20 protein-coding genes are annotated in these 21,064 nt (G+C 41.6%); 8 read left to right on the top strand and 12 right to left on the bottom strand.

What is annotated here, in order from left to right:
• Positions 1 to 34 precede the first annotated feature (34 nt).
• The 8 genes from AACQ38_RS05385 to pspF form a co-directional block, all read right to left on the bottom strand.
• A complete protein-coding gene (locus tag AACQ38_RS05385) occupies positions 35 to 793 on the bottom strand; it encodes a hypothetical protein (RefSeq protein ID WP_011146815.1) in 759 nt (252 codons plus the stop codon).
• Positions 794 to 1,352: 559 nt separating this feature from the next.
• Positions 1,353 to 2,141 carry an enoyl-ACP reductase FabI gene (fabI, locus tag AACQ38_RS05380; RefSeq protein WP_058588574.1) on the bottom strand — a complete coding sequence of 263 codons (789 nt, stop codon included), beginning with the start codon at positions 2,139 to 2,141 and terminating at the stop codon, positions 1,353 to 1,355.
• A 174-nt stretch (positions 2,142 to 2,315) separates the two neighbouring features.
• A complete protein-coding gene (gene sapF / locus AACQ38_RS05375) occupies positions 2,316 to 3,125 on the bottom strand; it encodes a putrescine export ABC transporter ATP-binding protein SapF (RefSeq protein ID WP_058588573.1) in 810 nt (269 codons plus the stop codon).
• Positions 3,126 to 4,118, bottom strand: coding sequence for a putrescine export ABC transporter ATP-binding protein SapD (gene sapD, locus AACQ38_RS05370; protein WP_011146812.1), 993 nt, complete (start codon positions 4,116 to 4,118; stop codon positions 3,126 to 3,128).
• Positions 4,118 to 5,008 carry a putrescine export ABC transporter permease SapC gene (gene sapC / locus AACQ38_RS05365; RefSeq protein WP_011146811.1) on the bottom strand — a complete coding sequence of 297 codons (891 nt, stop codon included), beginning with the start codon at positions 5,006 to 5,008 and terminating at the stop codon, positions 4,118 to 4,120. Before sapC ends, sapD begins: the two co-directional genes overlap by 1 nt.
• Positions 4,995 to 5,960: a putrescine export ABC transporter permease SapB gene (gene sapB, locus AACQ38_RS05360; RefSeq protein ID WP_011146810.1), complete on the bottom strand. Its 966-nt coding sequence runs from the start codon at positions 5,958 to 5,960 to the stop codon at positions 4,995 to 4,997. The genes sapC and sapB overlap by 14 nt, the downstream gene beginning before the upstream one ends.
• Positions 5,957 to 7,621: an ABC transporter substrate-binding protein SapA gene (gene sapA, locus AACQ38_RS05355; RefSeq protein ID WP_165577621.1), complete on the bottom strand. Its 1,665-nt coding sequence runs from the start codon at positions 7,619 to 7,621 to the stop codon at positions 5,957 to 5,959. The genes sapB and sapA overlap by 4 nt, the downstream gene beginning before the upstream one ends.
• Positions 7,622 to 7,878: 257 nt before the next feature.
• Positions 7,879 to 8,883 carry a phage shock protein operon transcriptional activator gene (gene pspF, locus AACQ38_RS05350; RefSeq protein WP_011146808.1) on the bottom strand — a complete coding sequence of 335 codons (1,005 nt, stop codon included), beginning with the start codon at positions 8,881 to 8,883 and terminating at the stop codon, positions 7,879 to 7,881.
• A gap of 181 nt (positions 8,884 to 9,064) precedes the next feature.
• Here pspF and pspA point away from each other — a divergent pair, with 181 nt between their 5' ends.
• From pspA to tyrR, 6 genes are all read left to right on the top strand, one after another.
• Positions 9,065 to 9,739, top strand: a complete 675-nt coding sequence (gene pspA, locus AACQ38_RS05345) for a phage shock protein PspA (protein WP_011146807.1) — start codon at positions 9,065 to 9,067, stop codon at positions 9,737 to 9,739.
• A 36-nt stretch (positions 9,740 to 9,775) separates the two neighbouring features.
• Positions 9,776 to 9,994 carry an envelope stress response membrane protein PspB gene (gene pspB, locus AACQ38_RS05340; protein ID WP_011146806.1) on the top strand — a complete coding sequence of 73 codons (219 nt, stop codon included), beginning with the start codon at positions 9,776 to 9,778 and terminating at the stop codon, positions 9,992 to 9,994.
• The gene (gene pspC / locus AACQ38_RS05335; RefSeq protein ID WP_011146805.1) at positions 9,994 to 10,347 is read left to right on the top strand and encodes an envelope stress response membrane protein PspC; all 354 of its coding nucleotides are present in this window, start codon (positions 9,994 to 9,996) and stop codon (positions 10,345 to 10,347) included. The genes pspB and pspC overlap by 1 nt, the downstream gene beginning before the upstream one ends.
• Positions 10,348 to 10,413: 66 nt before the next feature.
• Positions 10,414 to 11,811 (top strand): YcjX family protein, encoded by a 1,398-nt coding sequence (locus tag AACQ38_RS05330; RefSeq protein WP_165577620.1) that lies wholly within the window; start codon positions 10,414 to 10,416, stop codon positions 11,809 to 11,811.
• Positions 11,808 to 12,872, top strand: coding sequence for a YcjF family protein (locus AACQ38_RS05325; protein WP_165577619.1), 1,065 nt, complete (start codon positions 11,808 to 11,810; stop codon positions 12,870 to 12,872). Before AACQ38_RS05330 ends, AACQ38_RS05325 begins: the two co-directional genes overlap by 4 nt.
• A 256-nt stretch (positions 12,873 to 13,128) precedes the next feature.
• Positions 13,129 to 14,712, top strand: coding sequence for a transcriptional regulator TyrR (gene tyrR / locus AACQ38_RS05320; protein ID WP_011146802.1), 1,584 nt, complete (start codon positions 13,129 to 13,131; stop codon positions 14,710 to 14,712).
• Positions 14,713 to 14,749: 37 nt separating this feature from the next.
• Here the strand turns inward: tyrR and tpx are convergent, their stop codons facing one another.
• The gene (gene tpx, locus AACQ38_RS05315; protein WP_011146801.1) at positions 14,750 to 15,253 is read right to left on the bottom strand and encodes a thiol peroxidase; all 504 of its coding nucleotides are present in this window, start codon (positions 15,251 to 15,253) and stop codon (positions 14,750 to 14,752) included.
• 173 nt (positions 15,254 to 15,426) lie between these two features.
• Here tpx and AACQ38_RS05310 point away from each other — a divergent pair, with 173 nt between their 5' ends.
• Entirely contained in the window at positions 15,427 to 17,049 is a 1,623-nt protein-coding gene (locus AACQ38_RS05310; protein ID WP_165577618.1) for a peptide ABC transporter substrate-binding protein, read from the top strand.
• 16 nt (positions 17,050 to 17,065) lie between these two features.
• The gene (zntB, locus tag AACQ38_RS05305) at positions 17,066 to 18,049 is read left to right on the top strand and encodes a zinc transporter ZntB (protein WP_109791611.1); all 984 of its coding nucleotides are present in this window, start codon (positions 17,066 to 17,068) and stop codon (positions 18,047 to 18,049) included.
• A gap of 511 nt (positions 18,050 to 18,560) precedes the next feature.
• Here the strand turns inward: zntB and ttcA are convergent.
• The 3 genes from ttcA to AACQ38_RS05290 all read right to left on the bottom strand — a co-directional run.
• Positions 18,561 to 19,481 (bottom strand): tRNA 2-thiocytidine(32) synthetase TtcA, encoded by a 921-nt coding sequence (ttcA, locus tag AACQ38_RS05300; RefSeq protein WP_011146797.1) that lies wholly within the window; start codon positions 19,479 to 19,481, stop codon positions 18,561 to 18,563.
• A gap of 603 nt (positions 19,482 to 20,084) precedes the next feature.
• Entirely contained in the window at positions 20,085 to 20,384 is a 300-nt protein-coding gene (locus tag AACQ38_RS05295; RefSeq protein ID WP_242685525.1) for a hypothetical protein, read from the bottom strand.
• 314 nt (positions 20,385 to 20,698) lie between these two features.
• The coding region (locus tag AACQ38_RS05290; RefSeq protein WP_165577656.1) for a hypothetical protein at positions 20,699 to 21,064 on the bottom strand (366 nt) is incomplete at its 5' end.

Raw genomic sequence — 21,064 nt, 5'->3', positions numbered from 1 at the left:
TTATTGATAGTTGCAAAAATTCATCTTATATTGATTATAAGATAATTAATATATTATTTTTGTTAAATGATTTGTAATCATAGGAAAATAAATTGAATTTATTTGTAAAATCACTAAAATAGACCATGCATTGCCTATAGTTTCTCGTGAAAATATCTTTTTTATTTTCTTCATTAAAGTTTTCGACTAACTCATTGTAAATATTATTAATTGCTTTTATTTGTCCATTAAGTTTATTGACTGAATTGTTTATATTTCTAAGACTAAATGAAATATCTGGTATGTTTAAAGTGATTTCTTCCATCAATAAAGAGAGTTTATATATTTGTTTTTTATCTTCGCCATCTGGAATATTTTTTAATAATTGTTGTATTTTTATATGTGTTTTTTCTGCGAAGTTTTTCTTACTTTCAAAATCAATTTGAGATATTTCAAAGGGTTGTGGCAATTTTGAGATGAAACCGTCTAGCTTACTAAAATCTGATTGAATTTCTTTCAATGCATGATTGACTCTGGCAATATAACCATGACCTAAATATCCACTGCTAAGTGAACCTAAATAAGTTGTTGCTTTGTGTATATTTTTAATAATTCTATCAATATCTTGTTCATCGGAATTATATGCATATTCATAATCTTCCAATGTGGATGGCCAGCGATATAATGATCCACTAAATTCATTCCAAGAAGCTGCAATTTCTTGGGATAGATCATAATTTTTCAGGCATTCTGGTAATTTTATATTGGTAATTGATTTAAACATATTGGATATAATTAAAAAATCATTTTTCATTTTATGCACCTTGCTAAAATAATAAATATGATTAAATTGTATGAAATCATGAAATATAATATTAAAACTAAAAGGTTAAAATGATAATAAAAATAAAATATTGTACTAAAAATATTGAACTGATAATCGATTTTATGAAATTAAGTTGTTGATTATATTAAAGGACATATTACTGATTAGTGCAAGGAAACAAGCTGATATTTTTTATTTCGGTAAAACAATTATAAGGTAATATCATTTAACTCTTTAATTACAAAGGGTTTAATAATTCGTTCTAATCGTTTTTTTATATTTTGATTTAAAATTAATTTTTACCTATTAGTGATGATTTAATGAAGTGATTAATCTATACCTTATAGATTTCAAGATGGATCGCGACGGTAAGGGAGCGAATCCGCGGGAGCATAGCAAACTATGTGACCAGGGTGAGTGAATGCAGCCAACAAAGAGGCAACTTGAAAGATGACGGGTATATTATTTTATTGATAATAGAAGGCCCGAAAAACTAGCTTTTCGGGCCTTGGCCTTATGAATTAAAAGTTACTGATTATTAATCAGATTATTTCAATTCTAGTTCATTCATTGCGGCAATGCTGAAACCACCGTCAACATGCAGGATTTCACCGGTAATACCGCCGGACAGATCCGAGCACAAGAATGCCGCAGCGTTACCAACATCTTCAGTTGTTACAGTGCGGCGAATTGGGTTAACGGATTCACAGTGAGCCAGCATCTTACGGAAATCTTTGATACCAGACGCAGCCAAAGTACGGATAGGCCCGGCAGAGATACCGTTAACACGAATACCTTCAGCGCCCATGGCGTTAGCCATATAACGAACGTTAGCTTCCAAAGATGCTTTTGCCAGACCCATTACATTATAGTTAGGGATTGAGCGCTCTGCTCCCAAGTAGGTGAGAGTCAGTAAAGCAGAATTTGGGTTCAGCATTTCACGGCAAGTTTTTGCCATAGCAACAAAGCTGTAAGAGCTGATGTCGTGTGCGATTCTAAAACCTTCGCGGGTAACGGAACTGACATAGTTACCATCCAGTTGGTCAGCAGGTGCAAAACCAATGGAGTGAACAAAACCATCGAATTTTGGCCAAATTTTGCTCAGCTCGGTGAACAGGACTTCAATGCTTTGGTCTTCAGCTACATCGCAAGGCAGAACGATAGTAGAATCTAGGGAAGCTGCAAATTCTTCAACACGAGGTTTCAACTTGTCATTTTGATAAGTGAAAGCCAGCTCAGCTCCCTGGTCATGCATTGCTTTTGCAACACCATAGGCGATGGAGAGTTTACTGGCGACGCCAGTGATCAGAATGCGCTTGCCGGTCATAAAACCCATAACAGTATCCTTGTGTGATAACGCCGGTAATGATATTCATGGATTAAGATTGCTCACAGAGATAATATCAATATGACGTTTTATTGTTAATAAACCCAGTAATTCTATCATGCTAGAGAGAAATATGCTGTATTTTGCGTTCTGCTCCGAGCAGTGATTATCGTTTTCTATATGCTAAGGAATATCCTGCCGCCAGGCATCAGCGGTGAGTGCTTCACCAAAATGGCTAGCGATCAGACGGCGGGTCATATCATGCAGAGGAGAAGCCAACACTTCTGCTGTATTTCCCCGCTCAACAACTTCCCCTTGATGCATGACCAGCACCTGATCGCTGATATGTTTCATCATGCCAAGATGCTGGGTGACATAGAGGTAAGAAATACCTTGTTTTTCCTGTAATTCCAACATCAGATTAATGATTTGAGATCGCATAGACATATCGAGTGATGCTAATGCCTCATCAGCAATAATAATCTGAGGTTGTAATATCAATGCGCGCGCCAGTGCTACCCGTTGTTTCTGGCCTGAGGCTAACATATGTGGATAATAATTGGCATGGTCCGGTAACAGGCCAACTTGCCGCAATGTTTGGTTGATCCGTTTTTCCCGCTCCATTGTATTAAGCGCTGTATTAAGCAGAAGGGGAATATCGAGAATTTGCCCAATACGCTGACGAGGATTTAGCGACGTACTTGGGTCCTGAAATATCATGCGAATGCGTTGGCTGCGATAACTGTAATCACCGTAAGTGAGTTTATGGCCTTCGATCATGATTTCACCGGCAGTTGGCTCGATGACGCCTGAAAGCATTTTTGCCAGTGTTGATTTTCCAGAACCGTTTTCACCAATAATTGCCAGTGTCTGTTTAGTTTTTAAAGTAAAGCTAACGGGTTTTACCGCATTGAGATGTTGACGATGAAAAAAACCTGTTCGATAGCGAAAAGTTTTAGCCAAATTCCTAACTTCTAGCAGAGTATTAACCAATTACTGTTCCTCCAGATTTAGTGGAAAGTGGCAGGCAAAAGCGTGGTTTTTAATCACCCGCAACCGTGGTGTTTCAATACACGTTTTTTGCGCATAAGGGCAACGCGGACCTAAACGGCAGCCAATGGGTAAATGCTCAAGGGATGGAATAGCGCCTGATAAGGTGTTTAACCTGCTTTTATGGGGCAAAGAGCTACCAAAATCAGGGATAGCGCGGCTTAATGCTTGTGTGTAAGGGTGGTGTGGTGTTACCAGTAATTCATCGGGAACGGCGCTTTCGACCGTTTGACCACAGTACAGAACATTAATGCGATCCACCAATTTGCTCATGATTTGCAAGTCATGACTTATCAGTAAAATGGTGGTGTTATTGTTCTGATTCAATCGTGCTAACAGACGGAAAATCTGAGCTTGTGTGGTCGGTTCCATCGCATTGGTTGGTTCATCTGCAATCAGCAGGCGTGGTTGGTTCGCCAATGCGATAGCAATCATGACCTTTTGGCACTCTCCCTCCGTTAACTCGCAAGGGAAGCTACTCATGATGTCATTATGATCTTTAATTCCCACACGGTGGAGTAATTCAATAGCCCGGCGTTTTCGCCATTTGAAACGTTGCCACCAACGGCCTTTGTAAGTCCAGCAGGGGATAGCTTGAATGAGTTGCCGACCAATATTTTCAGAAGGATCAAGACAGGATTGTGGCTCCTGAAAAATCATTGAGATATTGTGGCCGATCACTTTTCGGCGCTGACGTGGAGTCAGACGGAGCAGGTCAATATCATCGAAGCGAAAACGGTCAGCCGTCACTTTGAGATTATCTTTAGTGACTCCGCTTATTGCTTTGGCAATCAAGCTCTTACCTGAGCCGGATTCACCAACCAGACCGCGTATTTCGCCTTCTATCAGTGACATACTGACGCGATCAACCGCTTTAACCGGCCCTTTGGCAGTCATAAATTCAATAGTGAGATTGCGAATGTCGAGTAATGGCATTATTCCACCCCGGAATTAATTGCTCGGTGTAATCCATCACCTAATAAATTGACTAACAAGACACAGAACATAATTGCCGCGCCGGGCAACATAACGGTCCAGGGCGCAACATAGATTAGCTCCAGTGAATCGCCCAACATGGCCCCCCATTCGGGTGAGGGAAGTTGGGCACCAAGATCGAGAAAACCCAGTGAAGCGATATCAAGTATGGCGATAGAAATGGCGCGTGTTAGCTCGTTGACCAAGGCGGCGGTAATGTTGGGTAATACGGCGTACCATAGAATGTGGTAATTAGAAGCGCCATCCAGGCGAGCGGCAATAACATATTCTTTATCTAGCTCATCGTGAACAGCGCTGTAAACTGTGCGAACGATACGTGGTAATAGCGCCAACCAAATAGCGATTATTGCATGCTGCAAACTGGCACCCACAAAGGCGACGACAATAATTGCCAACAAGAGTGATGGGATAGAGAGTAATGTATCGAGAATATGATTGAGCACCGCGGATTTCAGTCCTCGTGTCATGCCTGCCAGACAGCCGATAATCAGACCACATAAAGCGGCTGCCAAAGTGACTAACAGCGCTGAACCGAATGTAGAGGCGGTACCTATTAGTAATCGGCTGAGAATGTCGCGTCCAAGATCGTCGGTACCTAGAAAAAATGCGATATTACCGTGATATGACCATGAAGGTGGCAGCAACTGATGACCAAGAAATTGTTGATCGAGCTTATAGGGGGCCAGATAGCCACCAAACAGACTTAGGGCGATCAGAATCAGCACCCCATAAAACCCCATCATTGCCAACATGTCAGAATAGAAAAAGCGCCAGATGACCTTTATCGGTGACGGCATTTTCTTTTCACGATAAAAATTATCTAAGGGCATACCATTCCTTATGCTTCAGAGGGTTAGTCATTGCGCCAATAATATCAGACAGAACATTGACAGAAATCACCAGTGTGCCAATCACCATAACACTGGCAGAAATGGCGGAATAATCTTGCTGGCGAATGGCACTGACTAACCAATGACCAAGCCCCGGCCAGTTAAATACCAGTTCTGTCATCATTGCCAGTGTCAGCATGGTGGAAAATTGTAATCCTAGTTTCGGAATGATAGGGGGCAATGCATTGTGTAACACATGACGACGGATAATTGTCAGCCTTGATAAACCGCGGGTTGCGGCGGCTTTGATATAGTTTTCACCAAAAACTTCTTCTGTACTGTTTCTCATCAACCGAATAACTTCGGTTGTCGGTGCAACGGCGAGTGTAATAACGGGCAGCAGCAAGTGTTGTATGGCACTAATGATCATCTCATTACGATAGGGTGATTTTGATAACCAGGCATCAATTAATGAGAAACCTGTTACAGGTTCAATCTGATATAGCAGATTAAAGCGCCCGGAGACAGGTAGCCAGCCGAGATAAAGAGAGAAAAATAGCGTGAGTAATAATGCTAGCCAAAAAATCGGGATGGAAAATCCGACCAAAGCAATGGAGATGATAACAGTATCCGCGGGTTTGTTACGCCATACTCCCGCAATAATCCCGAGGGGGATGCCGACGAGTAAGGCGGTAGAGAAAGCCAGAATACAGAGCTCCATGGTGGCAGGGAACACTTCCCGTAGTTGTTCGCTGATAAGTTCACCATTAATGCTGGATACGCCAAAATCCCATAGTAATAAGCTGTTGAAATAGAAGATATAAGCATCAAATAGGGATGCCCCGCTGAGTGGCGCATTGGGGGTAAAGTAACTTAGGCTAAAGCTTATCAGTGACAAGAAAAACAGGGTAATAATCAGCAATAGCAGACGGCGGAGAGTGTAAATAATCATTTGCTACCCTTCTGATTGATTTGGTTAGTCTCTTTTTCCCGATAAACGCCAGCGAAAGAGGTATTACCAAATGGACTGAGTACTAGCCCTTTAATATCATGACGGTAGGCCTGTAAATGCAGAGAATAGGCTAATGGTAATATAGGTAATTGCTGCTCAAGGACTTGTTGAGCCGCATGATAATATTTAATTCGGGATAATAATTGCTGGTTAATCAAAGCTTCCCGCAAAATTTTATCAAATGTTGGCTCACACCAATGGCTGAAATTTGTTTGTGAAGCGATAGCCGCACAACTTAATAGTGGACGGAAAAAACTGTCTGGGTCATTACTGTCAGTTGACCAGCCTGATAATGTCATATCGTGAGATTTATCCATCAGTTTGGTTTCCTGAAAGCGGCCCTCAACAGGTTTGATGCTCATGGTAATACCAACTTGGGCTAAATCGGCCTGAATCAGTTCTGCCATTTTGAGTGGACTTGGATTATATGATTGAGAGGCGGAAGGTACCCATAAACTCAATTGCAAGCCATTCAATCCGAGATCATTAAGTATTTTACGGGATTTTTCTGGGTTATATTCCGTAATTTCAGTTTGATTATCATAAGCCCATGATGCTCTAGGTAAAATTGATGAGGCGGTTTCCGCCGTACCATAATAGATGGATTGCATCAGCCGTTGGTTATTAATAGCGTAAGCAATAGCTTGCCGAACCTGTAGCTTATCAAGCGGTGGCTTGCTGGTATTGAAAGCCAGATAAGCGATATTCATTCCTGGGCGTAAAGTTAGACGCAGGCGAGGATCATCTCGTAAAACAGTAAGCTGACTGGCAGCGGGATACGCTAATACATCACATTCACCGGTTAAAAGTTTAGACATCCTGCCGGTGCCGCCGGCACCGACGTCAATAACTATCTGGCGCATTTGTGGTTTGCCTTTCCAGTATTTATCATGACGAACCAGACGGATAAATTGTCTGGTCCGATGATCTTCCAACATAAATGGGCCTGTGCCGACAGGTTTCCAGTCAATTTGTTCATGGCGATTCATTTGATGCAATTGTTGCCCATATTCTTGTGAAAGTATTGGGGCATAGTGGGTTGCCAAATGCCAAAGAAAAGAAGCATCTGGTTCGTTCAAACGAAATTCCACCGTATATTCATTAAGTTTACGGATACTTTGAATAGAATCGGCCAGTTGGAGGCTGTCAAAATAGGGGTAATGCCCGCCATTGACGTTGTGATAATAGTGTTGCTTATCAAACAGACGCTTAAAGCTGAAAATGACGTCATCAGCATTCATGTTACGGGTCGGAGTAAACCAGTCTGTTGATTGAAATGAGACATTATGGCGCAAATAAAAACGGTAGGTAGCACCGTTATCCAGTATTTCCCAATGGGAGGCTAATTCAGGGAGTAAGCGATAAGTATAAGGGTCAACATCTAGCAGACGCTCATAGAGTTGTGCTGCCAGTGTATCGACAGTTAAACCGCTGCTAGCCAGTTGGGGATTAAAGGTGTTCAGGTTGCCATTAACACAATAAATGAACCCTTGTTGCTGAATGTCAGTCGGAACGTGGGGATTTTTTTCAGGCGTAGCTATTGTTTCTGCAATAGCCGGTGCTGAAAGGGATAATATGATCCAATAAATCAAACTGCGCATATAGGGCATCTGTTATTAATTAGAATTGACACATTGTATCTCAATTCGCGCTTGAGCCCAAAAAAACGCTGCGGGAATGATAATGAGAAAAATTCTCAATAAAGTGCTTTACAAAACGTATTGATAACCATTATCATCTGTATCGCTCTTCCGGGAAACAGCTTTTGTTATCTCAGGAAAAGCACGACATTGCTCACATTGCTTCCAGTGTTTTTTAGCCAGCTCGGGTGCTGGCTTTTTTTTATCTGTAATTCGGATTACTTCTCGCCGACGTTGATATCATGTTTCTTCATTAAGCCTCGTAATTGATAATAGGTCAGTCGTAGTTTCTCTGCTGCTTTTCTTTGGTTAAATCTGCTCTCTTTTAATGATAACGCTATTAATTGTCGTTCGCTGTCATGTTGCCACTGTTTCAAATTAACAGGCAATGAAGGCAGAAGTTGTGGAGATAAATCATGACTATCATCAACATTGGCAATAAAATGTGGTGTGGAGGCGAATGGATTAATAATAATATTATCAAGTTGAGCAGAATTTTCGCCGTGACGATAAACCGATCGTTCCACAACATTTTTCAGTTCACGAATATTACCGGGCCACGTGTAATTCTGTAACTGTTGCCTTGCCTGGTCAGTGAAACCGGGAAATAGGGGTAAATCAAGTTCACGGCACATCTGAATAGCAAAATGTTGCGCTAACAACATGATATCCTGCTGCCGTTGCCGCAATGGTGGGATATTAACCACATCGAAAGCCAGCCTATCGAGCAAATCAGCGCGGAATTGCCCCTTAGCTGCCATTGCGGGCAGATTATCATTGGTTGCGCATATCAGCCGAGCATCGACTTGTAATGATTGGCTGCCGCCAACGCGTTCAAGATGCCCATATTCAATGACACGCAATAGCTTTTCCTGAACTTGCATTGGTGCGGTTGCCAATTCATCAAGAAATAGCGTTCCTCCATCAGCACGTTCAAATCTTCCTTGATGCCTCTTTTGTGCCCCGGTAAATGCGCCAGCTTCATGACCAAATAACTCTGAATCCAATAAATTTTCATTCAGCGCCGCGCAGTTTAGGGAGATAAATGGGCCTTGCCAGCGGGGAGATAAATAATGTAAACGGCGGGCAATCAGCTCCTTGCCGGTTCCGCGTTCCCCAATCACGATAACGGGTTTGCTTAATTTTGCCAGCGCGGATACCTGCTCCAGAATTTCAAGAAAGCTGTTTGCTTCACCCAATAGGTTTTCTGTGGCGTCATTCATGGTTATTTTCACCGACAATTGGTTATTTTAGCCACTTTATTATGTTGTGATAAAAAGTTAAATAAAAAAATTTATTTATATTTCATGAAAATAGAGTAAATAAAAAGTTGGCACGACTCTTGATAGGATAGAAGTGACATGAATAGTATTAACCAACCTTAACCAAAGAGGATAATTTGCTATGAGTATTTTTTCTCGTTTTGCTGATATCGTGAATGCCAATATCTCTTCATTACTGGATAAAGCGGAAGATCCGCAGAAAATGATTCGTCTAATGATTCAGGAGATGGAAGACACTTTAGTTGAAATTCGCTCAACTTCCGCCCGTGCTCTGGCAGAGAAAAAGCAGTTATCTCGCCGCATTACCGCAGGTGAACAACAAATGCACGATTGGCAGGAAAAAGCGGAACTGGCGTTGAATAAAGAGAGAGAGGATTTGGCGCGGGCAGCGCTGCTTGAAAAGCAGAAAGTGGCTACTTTAGTGGATACATTGAAACATGAATTGACCATACTGGAAGAGACACTTGAGCGAATGAAAGGGGAGATTGTTGAGCTTGAAAACAAACTTAGCGAAACCCGAGCAAGACAGCAGGCGTTGGCTTTGCGTCATCAGGCGGCCGCCTCTTCCCGACAGGTTCGTCATCAGCTAGACAGCGGTAAAATTGATCAGGCAATGGCTCGCTTCGAACAATTTGAGCGCCGTATCGATCATATGGAAGCGGAAGCAGAAGCCGTGGGCATGGGAAAACAAAAATCGTTGGATCAACAGTTTGCTGAATTAAAAGCAGACGATGAAATCAGTGCGCAGTTAGCGGCAATGAAGGCTAAAATAAATGCTAATAAAGAACAACATTAAATGTTGGTGCACTCAACTCACCATTAAGGAAAAGTGATGGGCTCTATATTTCTTGGCATTCCGCTGACTATTTTTGTACTTTTTGTGTTACCCATCTGGTTGTGGTTGCATTATAACAGCCGGAATTCCAATCAAAGCCAGTTAGATCAGAATGAAATTCAGCGTCTGGCAGAGCGTGTTCAACATATGCAGGCACGAATCAAAACATTGGAAGATATTCTGGATGCGGAACATCCTGATTGGAGGCAATCATAATGTCGAATGGTAACCGCCGGAAACTGTATCGAATACCCGAAAAGGGTAAAATTAAAGGTGTTTGTGCTGGGTTGGCCTATTATTTTGATGTACCAGTACGTTTAATTCGAGCCATCGCGGTATTGTCGCTCTTCTTTGGCCTGTTTGGTTTTGTGGTTGTTGCTTATATTGTACTGGTTTTCGTCCTTGATCCGGCACCCTCGGAATATACCGAAGAGGCCCATTTTTCAGCACAAAACTTGCTGAATGAAATCGACTATCAATTGAAATCGGGAGAGATTCGTCTGCGCCAAATGGAGCGTTATATCACCTCAGAAACGTTCAGCGTTCGCAGCCGTTTCAGGCAGCTTTGATAGCAAAAATTACCTATGGCTTGGCTGATACAAAAAAATTGTTGTAATACTTCTCGCAGGAGAGACATGAAACGGCTACAAAATGAATTAACTGCGCTGGTTAATCGCGGGATGGATCGCCATTTACAGTTAGCTGTAACAGGATTAAGTCGTAGTGGTAAAACAGCGTTTATCACATCTTTGGTTAATCAGTTACTTAACCTCCATAGCGGTGCTCGATTGCCGCTATTTTCTGCTGTGCGTGACGGTCGCTTGTTGGGTGTAAAACGGGTTCCTCAACGTGATTTGGGCGTTCCTCGTTTTACTTATGATGAAGGGTTGACCGCACTTTACAGCACACCACCTGCCTGGCCGACCCCGACGCGGGGCGTCAGTGAAATCCGTCTGGCACTTCGTTACCGTTCTGGCGATTCTCTGCTGCGCCATTTTAAAGACACTGCCACGTTATATCTGGAAATTGTGGATTATCCCGGCGAATGGCTGTTGGATCTACCGATGTTGGCGCAAAGCTATTTGGCATGGTCACATCAGATGAATAGCTTATTGCAGGGACAAAGAGCTGAATGGGCAAAACCTTGGTTGGAACTTTGTAAACAGTGCGATCCACTGGCACCCGCAGATGAGAATCTGTTGGCTACTATTGCTCAGTCCTATACGGAATATTTGGTTAAATGCAAAGAGCAAGGCTTACATTTTATTCAGCCGGGGAGATTTGTTCTGCCCGGCGATATGATGGGCGCTCCGGCTTTACAATTTTTCCCGTGGCCGGATATCAACCATATCACTGAGTCACGATTTGCTCAGGCAGATAGACACACGAATATCGGTATGCTGCGTCAGCGCTTTGAATATTACTGCCAGTCGGTGGTGAAAGGGTTTTATAAAGCGCATTTTCTACGTTTTGATCGGCAGATTGTGTTGATAGATTGTTTACAGCCATTAAACAGTGGGCCACAAGCATTTAATGATATGCGTTTGGCGCTGGCACAATTAATGCAAAGTTTTCATTATGGTAAACGAACGCTCTTCCGCCGCCTGTTTTCCCCTTGTATTGATAAATTAATGTTCGCTGCCAGTAAGGCCGATCACGTTACCGCAGATCAGCATGCTAATTTGGTTTCTTTACTCCAGCAATTGGTTCAGGAAGCCAGACAAAATGCGGTTTTTGAAGGTATCAGCATGGATTGTGTTGGCCTGGCATCGGTACGGGCGACAGAAAGTGGCATGATTGAACATAATGGTGAAAGTATTCCGGCGTTGAAAGGATATCGGCTTACAGATGGTAAGCCGCTGACATTTTTTCCCGGAGAGGTGCCACGGCGTTTACCTGAGGATAACTTCTGGCAAAAACAGGGTTTCTCTTTCGAGGAGTTTAGCCCTTGTCCGGTAAATGTTGATACACCATTGCCTCATATCCGGTTGGATACCGTGCTGGAATTTTTAGTGGGAGATAAAGTGAAATGACGGAGCCTTTGAAGCCAAGAATTGACTTTGCAGAATCCTTATCGGGGCCACAAGAGCCGGTCTTAAAGCCTGCCCAGATCTTTAATGAAAAAGAGACAGCGAATTTTTGTCCTGCTTCACCAGAACTTGAGGCTGAAGAACGCGAAGGTCAGGTAGAAGGGATAGTTAATGCAGCACTGAAACCTAAGCGTAGTGGCTGGCGTAAAATGGTATATGGTTCTCTGATGTTATTGGGGCTGAGTACGGTTGCTCAGTTTGTGCAGTGGATTTATCAATCATGGCAGCAACAGGATTGGAGCGCATTAGGTGTAGCGGCCGCCGGGAGCATGATTGTCTTTGCGGGAATAGGTTCTCTTGTCAGTGAGTGGCATCGTCTTTATCGGCTAAGAGTGCGGTCTGAGGAACGTGATACTGCGAGAGCGTTATTGCAACATCATGGCGTGGGTAAAGGGCGGGAATTTTGCGAGAAGTTGGCAAGTCAAGCGGGTATCGAACAGCATAACCCGGCGTTACAGCGCTGGCGGGCTGCTTTACATGATACACATAACGATCGTGAAGTGGTGGTGTTGTACAGTAAATGGGTTCAACCTGTTTTGGATTCTCAAGTCAGGGCTGAAATCAGCCGCTGTGCTGCGGAATCAGCATTAATGATAGCAGTTAGCCCGCTGGCCATTGTCGATATGGCATTTATTGCCTGGCGTAATATCCGGCTAATTAATCGTATTGCAGCTCTATATGGTATTGAACTGGGATATTTCAGTCGTATTCGGCTCTTCCGCCTTGTTTTGCTGAATATTGTTTTTTCTGGTGCTTCAGAAGTGGTGCGGGAAGTGGGTATGGATTGGTTATCGCAGGATATCGCTGCGCGCCTTTCTGTTAGAGCCGCTCAAGGGATCGGTGTCGGTTTACTGACTGCCCGGTTGGGTATCAAAGCGATGGAATTATGTAGGCCATTACCTTGGATAGAAGGTGATAAACCTAAATTAGGAGATTTCCGTCGTCAGCTAATCACTCAACTTAAGAATATCCTGCCAAATAAGTCTAAGAATATAGTTAATTAAATGATATATGCTTTAATTCTATATGAACGCACAAAATATCCAGATAACGACAATCTTTTACGTTATTTTATTAATTTGTTTTATAATCAATCTTACAATTTGTTTATTTTAGTGAAAGTTTCAAATGCTATGTTATTTGCGACATTAAAAAACCGGAGTCCGGTCAATTTTTACTGACAGAATGCTTCATATGAATAATTGTAGAGAGTAGTATTTTAAAAAATTATATGTATTAATGTAAATAAGGTCAAAACAGATGCGCTTAGAAGTTGTTTGCCATGATCGAATTGGGCTGACCCGTGAACTGCTCGATCTACTGGTATTAGAGAATATTGATTTAAAAGGGATAGAAATATCTCAAATCGGCCGGATTTACCTTAATTTTTCACCAGTTGATTTCAATGTATTTCGTAAATTGATGGCAGAAATTCGCCGGATTAATGGTGTTATTGATGTTCGTACCGTCTCTTTTATGCCTTCAGAAAGAGAACACAAAGCGATGTGTGCACTGTTGGAATCCTTGCCTGAGCCTGTTTTTTCAGTTGATCTGAAAGGAAATATTGAGCTTGCTAACTCTGCGGTGTTTAAGCTATTTGGTGTTAGTGAAGAACAAACTTATCAAAAACCTATCGGGCAGTTTATCAGTGGTTATAATTTTTCGCGCTGGTTTGAAAATAAAAATATCCAGCAACGTGTGGAAAGGATAACGCTCAAAGGTCTGGACTACCTGATGGATATTACGCCTATTCAACTGATGGATGAAAAGCAGAAAATGCAATGTGTTGGCACAGTGATTATGCTCAAATCTGCTGCTCGAATAGGGAATCAACTGAAAAAACTGACTGTCAATGATGGTAGTGAGTTTAAGGCGATTATCGCTGTTAGCCCAAAAATGGCTCAGATTATTGAGCAGGCGCGTAAAATGGCGATGCTGGATGCGCCACTGTTGCTGATTGGCGAGACAGGAACGGGCAAAGATATTCTGGCAAAAGCCTGTCATTTGCACAGCTTACGCGGAAAACAGCCCTTTTTGGGGTTGAACTGCGCATCGATGCCGGATGATGTAGTAGAAAGTGAACTGTTTGGCTATGCTGCTGGCGCTTATCCTAATGCGATTGAAGGAAAGAAAGGTTTCTTCGAGCAGGCTAATGGTGGCACGGTTTTACTGGATGAAATTGGTGAAATGTCGCCACAGATGCAAATTAAGCTGCTACGTTTTCTTAATGACGGTACTTTCCGCCGAGTAGGGGAAGAAAATGAAGTCAAAGTGAATGTCAGAGTTATCTGTGCGACACAAAAAAATCTGGTTGAATTGGTGCAACGAGGGGAATTTCGCGAAGATCTCTATTATCGCCTTAATGTGTTGGCGATTACGCTCCCGTCGTTGCGTGATCGTAAAACAGATATTATGCCGCTGGTGGAGTATTTTATTGAGCGTTTTTCTGAAGAACAGGGAGTACCGAAACCGAAATTGTCCCCTGAACTTTCCCACTTTCTGACGAGTTACAGTTGGCCCGGTAACGTAAGGCAGTTACAAAATGCCATCTATCGGGCGCTGACTCAGCTTGAAAATATGGAGTTGACGCCGCGGGATATACAACTGCCAGAGTTTGAAACAGAGGTTTCTTTTAGTGAAGATGTGTTCAATGGTTCTCTGGATGAAATCAGTAAACGTTTTGAACGTTCGGTGTTAACGCGTCTTTATCGGCACTATCCCAGCACGCGTAAACTGGCTAAACGTCTTGGGGTATCGCATACTGCGATTGCCAATAAATTGAGAGAATACGGTCTGAGTAGCAGGAAGCATGCTACCGAATATGAGCCGGATGGTGACGAATAAAATAATGCCCACCGGAAGTGGGCATAAATCATGGGATTTATTTCAGTGCGGCCAGTGCGCTATCGTAATCTGGCTCATTAGTGATTTCATCAACCAGTTGGCTATAAATCACATTATCGCTTTCATCAAGCACAATGACTGCACGGGCTGTGAGACCACTCAGAGGACTACCGCTGATGGCAACGCCATAATCTTCACTGAAAGTACCGCCACGCAGGGTAGACAGCGTGACGACATTTGATAACCCTTCCGCACCACAGAAACGGGACTGAGCAAAAGGCAGGTCGGCAGAAATGCACAGTACGACGGTATTTTCCAAATCACTCGCTACCTGATTAAATTTGCGTACTGATGCCGCACAAACACCGGTATCGATACTTGGGAAAATATTCAGCACTTTACGCTTTCCGGCATAGTGGCTAAGAGAGACATCGGAGAGATCTTTGGCTGTCAGAGTAAAATCTTGCGCTTTTTCCCCTGATTTTGGGAACTGGCCGCTTACGGAGATATCATTGCCTTGAAATTTTACTGTTTGTGTCATAGTTTTCTTCCTCTGATAAATGAACCACGATTGCCCAGTGTAGAAGAATATTCGGCTCTTGCCCATCAAAAATAGTGCTTGTGAGAGTAAAATTGTCTGATTGTGTCATTCTGACAATGGCTTATAATTTAGTAATGGGATATCTATTTTATAACAGGGCAGATTATTACCTTATGCGCTATTTCAATTTGATTTCTTGTGCACTACTTATCAATAGTTCTCTTATCACCGTTTCTGCTTTTGCTGCGGAAGTTCCTTCTGGCACTCAGCTTAATGACAAACAGGAACTGGTTCGTCACCTAAAAGACGAACCGGCATCCTTAGACCCGATTAATGCCGTGGGTTTGACCGAGGCGCAAGTTCAGCGTGATCTGTTTGAAGGGCTGGTGAATCAGGATGCGTATAGCAATGCGATTCCCGGTGTAGCAATAGCGTGGAAAACAGCAGACAACAAAACTTGGTTTTTTACCCTGCGTTCTGATGCCCGTTGGTCAAACGGCGAACCCGTTACCGCGACAGATTTTGTATATAGTTGGCAGCGGTTGGTCACTCCGGCTAATACGTCATCTTTTGCTTGGTTTGCCGCACTAGCGGGTATTGAAAATGCTCAGGAAATTATTGACGGTAAACTGCTACCAGCAAAACTGGGTGTTGAAGCCATTGACAAGCACACATTAAAGGTGACGTTAAACCGGCCTGTGCCTTATTTTCCCAACCTGACGGCGAATTTCAGTCTCTATCCGGTCAATAAGAAAATAGTTGAAAAATATGGGAAAGAGTGGATAAAGGTTGGTCATTTGGTGGGGAATGGGGCTTTCGAATTACATGATAGAATTGTTAATGAGAAAATCGTTCTGACATCAAACCCTTATTACTGGGATCATAAAAAAACCGTCCTGACCAAAGTCACATTCGTACCCATTAATCAAGAATCGCACGCGACTAAACGCTATCTGGCGGATGATTTGGATATCACCGAGTCCTTCCCGAAAAATATGTATAAAAAATTGCAGCATGAATTATCTGGGCAAGTCTATACGCCGGATCAGTTGGGGACCTATTATTACGCTTTTAACACCCAACGTGCACCAACGAATGATGCCAGAGTGCGTAAAGCGCTTTCTATGACCATTGACCGTAAAATTATTGCGGAAAAAGTCTTGGCGACAGGGGAGAAACCTGCCTGGCATTTTACGCCGGATGTGACCGCGGGTTTCCATCCTGTGATCAGTGACATGGAACAACATACGCAAGCAGAATTGGACCAACAGGCTAAAGTTTTGTTACACGCGGCGGGTTACGGTCCGAACAATCCACTGAAACTTTCTCTACTCTATAATAATTCCGAAAATCACCAAAAAATTGCGATTGCGATTGCTTCTATGTGGAAGAAAAAGTTGGGTGTACAAGTGAATTTGGTGAATCAGGAATGGAAAACGTATATTGATAGCCGTAACACAGGCAATTTTGATGTTATTCGTGCATCTTGGGTGGGTGATTATAACGAGCCCTCGACATTTCTAAGCCTGCTAACTTCAACGCATAGTGGCAATATTGCTAAATTCCATCAGGCAAATTACGACAAACTACTACAATCTGCTAGTTTGCGAACAGATGATGGCTTAAGAAACGATGACTATAACAAAGCGGAGCAAATGATTGCTGAACAGGCACCTATTGCACCGATTTATCAGTACACTAACGGCAGGTTAATAAAACCTTGGTTAAAAGGATACCCGATCACCAATCCGGAAGACGTGGCATATAGTCATACTATGTACATAATTAAACACTAAGGGTAAGGAGCTGGATGTGGAAACCATTTATGGCTCATCATTGAAAGAGGCTGATGCAGTCTATGCTTGTCAGTTTGATGGTCAAGGCGGCATGACACCAATTGACATGAATGGAGTAGCCACACCAGTTCAACCTTTTTGGCAACATTTGGATTACCGTAACCCCAAGAGCTACCGCTGGCTAATGGACACTGATTTGTTACCAGAAACGGTTAAAGCGGGGTTGGCTGGAGAGAGTCTTAGGCCGAAAATAATGCGTACCGGCGATGGTACGATGATTACATTTCGAACAATTAATAACAGTGAGAGTGAACGCCCTGATCAATTAGTGGTATTTCGTATTTATATTAATTCTCAGATCATCATTTCCAGTCGCCATCGTAAAGTTCATTCGCTTGAACAGGTACTGAGTGATTTACAAAATGGTATAGGTGCGAAAACGACCGGGCATTGGTTGGTTGAAATGGTTGATGCAATAACCGATGAAGTGGGTAATTTTATTGAAGATCTTCATGACAATCTGATTGAGCTTGAGAATATGATTCTTGAGCAACGGATACCTGGGCGGGGTGGGTTAGCTTTGTTGCGTAAACAATTGATTATTCTGCGTCGTTATATGGCACCTCAGAGAGATGTATTTGCCCGGCTTGCGAGTGAAAAATTACTTTGGATGAGTGATGAAGATCGTTACCGAATGCAGGAAATATCTGATCGCTTGGGAAGAGAATTGGATGATTTGGATGGTTGTATTGCTCGCACGGCAATTATTTCAGATGAAATTACATCGATGATGGCGGATGCGATGAATCGGCGTACTTATACTATGTCATTACTTGCTATGATTTTTTTACCGACAACATTCCTGACCGGATTATTTGGTGTCAACCTTGGTGGTATTCCTGGCAATGAATATTATTTAGGTTTTGCTATCTTTTGCTTATTGTTATTCGGGTTGGTTTTATTTGTTGCGTGGTGGTTAAAGAAAAGTAAATGGTTGTGAGGATTAAAGAGTTATTTGGAGAGATAAAACATAACTGCGATAAAGTGTTACCAAAATTGATTCTTAATTTGAGATATATCAATATTCACCAGACATCATTGAGGCATGATAGCTCTCGCAGGTGAAAACAACGTTAAGCGATGAACGTTGTTCTCCGTAATTGTAGTTTTTCTCACATAAGTCTTTATACAGAATAATTGCCCATTCTTGTGCCGATATTATTTTATAATATCGGCTTTTTTTATTTTTCATTTGTTGTTTTAGGAAAATAAAAAAATCGAGGCGAAAGTGAAAGAGAAGCAGAAATTAACGCTCTGAAGTATATCCAGAGCGGTGTGATTAAGAGCCTACTCCAATAGTCCTATTGGGATATACCCGTTATCCTTCAAGTTGCCTCTTTGTTGGCTGCGCTCGCTCACCCCGGTCACATCGTTTGCCATGCTCCCGGGGATTCTCTCCCTTGCCGTCGCGATCCATCTTGAAATCCATAGGGTATAGGTAGTAAGAATAACTATTTGACTTCAATAATATCCAACCGTTCTGATTGATAATTGGGTTGATCTTCTATATCAACAACGGGTTGCATGGGTAATTCCTCGCGGTCAAAGGCGAGATCACCACCATCAATCACCTCGCTGCCGTGAGTGATACTCTTAAAATCAAACAGATTAAAATCGCTGAGATGTGACGGAACAACATTTTGCACTGCACGAAACATGGTTTCAATTCTGCCCGGATAACGCTTATCCCATTCCCGTAACATATCCTTGATAACCTGGCGTTGCAGATTGGGTTGCGAACCACAGAGATTACAAGGAATGATCGGGAATGCTTTGGCGGTTGCATAGCGCTCAATATCTTTCTCGCGACAATAAGCGAGAGGGCGAATGACAATATGTTTACCATCATCACTCATCAACTTTGGTGGCATACCTTTTAGTTTGCCGCCATAAAACATGTTGAGAAATAGGGTTTGCAAAATATCATCACGGTGATGGCCTAATGCAATTTTCGTTGCGCCCAACTCAGTGGCTGTACGATATAAAATGCCACGGCGCAGACGGGAACAGAGTGAACAGGTTGTTTTACCTTCGGGTATTTTTTCTTTCACTATGCCATAAGTGTTTTCTTCGACAATTTTATATTCGACACCCAGTTCACCCAGATAAGCGGGAAGGATATGCTCAGGAAAGCCGGGTTGTTTCTGATCCAGATTAACTGCAACAAGTGAAAAATTAACCGGAGCACTTTTTTGCAGATTTTGCAGGATAGATAGCAGGGTATAGCTGTCTTTACCACCAGAAAGGCAGACCATAATACGATCGCCTTCCTCAATCATATTGAAATCAGCGATTGCTTGACCGACATCACGGCGTAAACGCTTCTGTAATTTGTTCAGATTATATTGTTGTTTTTGATCCACCACGGACACTCGTAGATAATGTTTAAATGGGATTTAGGGGAAGGAGTATACCATTTTTATGGCCTGACACCTTAAAAGAGTTTGTGATAGATTCCGCTTATTTTTACCTGTTAATGCTGATCAATTAATAGTTTTTTCTGTATGGAAAATGAGGATCGCTCATACTCTAAATTCTGTTGATAACCGATATCAGAATGGAGATGAAAATCAAATTACGGTGTTGCAATTCAATCATGGTCTGGCTGTTATTCAGAATGTCAATTATCAGCCGGTAAACTTTATTAAACTATTAGATAAATCTTCCCTATTGCTAATGATAGCGGGTTGTTAGCCGTGAAAAACTGGAACTGATATTTGATGTTTATTAAAACTCTTAAATATACCCGTTATCTTTCAAGTTGCCTCTTTGTTGGCTGCACTCACTCACCCCGGTCACATCGTTATCTATGCTCCCGGGGATTCGCTCCCTTGCCGCCGCGATGCATCTTGAAATCCATAGGGTATAGGTTTAGCACAATGAATAATGTTTTTGAATTAAGGTTATTATTGTTGATATGAGAGAAAATGCTACACCTATATAAGTGGTAATGATATATATTTTTATCCAATGAGTTAAGCTGGAGGGTAGATTTTGAATAAAATCATAAGATTCTTGGTGCATATATTTGCTATCAGGATGATTTTTTTTCCAGTTAACAGCCTGTAGAAGAACATAATGACTTGAAACTGATCACGCATCCTTCCGAAGCGTTGTATTGTTATGCCTGTTGGTAAATAAAATCCTTCTTCTATATATAATTCAATAATTTTATCCATCTTTTTTTGATTTATTTTATAAATGGCTATTGATATAACCAAAAATAAAAGAGATAAGAAAAGACATATTGTCATTATCAAATCTAATATGCTCATAGTTAATTTCCTATAAAAAAATCTACAGTAAATTCCGCAGTTTTCTCAAATCCATAGTTACCTATAGCCTTCCTGGCTACGTGTTCTTCTAAAAAATTCTTAATTAAAAAACGGCAAGATATATTTATCATATGTAAGAAATACTATTCCAATAGCGAAAGATAATAAACTGATTAAGAGATAATAACAATAAGAGGAATTACTCTGTGCATATTCATCTCCAAAAAAATACTCAATAGCAGATTTACCCATTACATTTTCCATTTTTATTCTTAATTTGATCTCCAAATTTTAGTGCGTATTTTGAGTTGAATTCAGTTAAAAATATAAGAGTATTTATGACATAAAGCCGTTACTGTTGATATAAAAAAAGATATAAAACTTATATTAATGGTGATGAAATATATCTTTATCCAATGAGTTAAACTGGAAGGTAGGTTTTGAATAAAGTTATAAGATTCTTGATACATATATTTGCTATCCTTTTCATTGATTCTCATTCTTCTTCCAGTGAGTAGCATATAAAAAAATATCGCAACCTGATACTGACCATAAACACCCAAAAAACGGCCCAGCTTTACGCCTGCTGATAAATAAAGTCCTTTTCCTATATATGATTCAATAATTTTATCCATTTTACTTTGGTTTATTTTGTAAATAGTTATTGATATAATGAAAAA

Origin of the sequence: Photorhabdus sp. RW14-46, assembly GCF_963887965.1 — a bacterium.
Lineage (GTDB): Bacteria > Pseudomonadota > Gammaproteobacteria > Enterobacterales > Enterobacteriaceae > Photorhabdus > Photorhabdus laumondii.
This window is presented reverse-complemented; position numbering and strand designations above follow the sequence as displayed.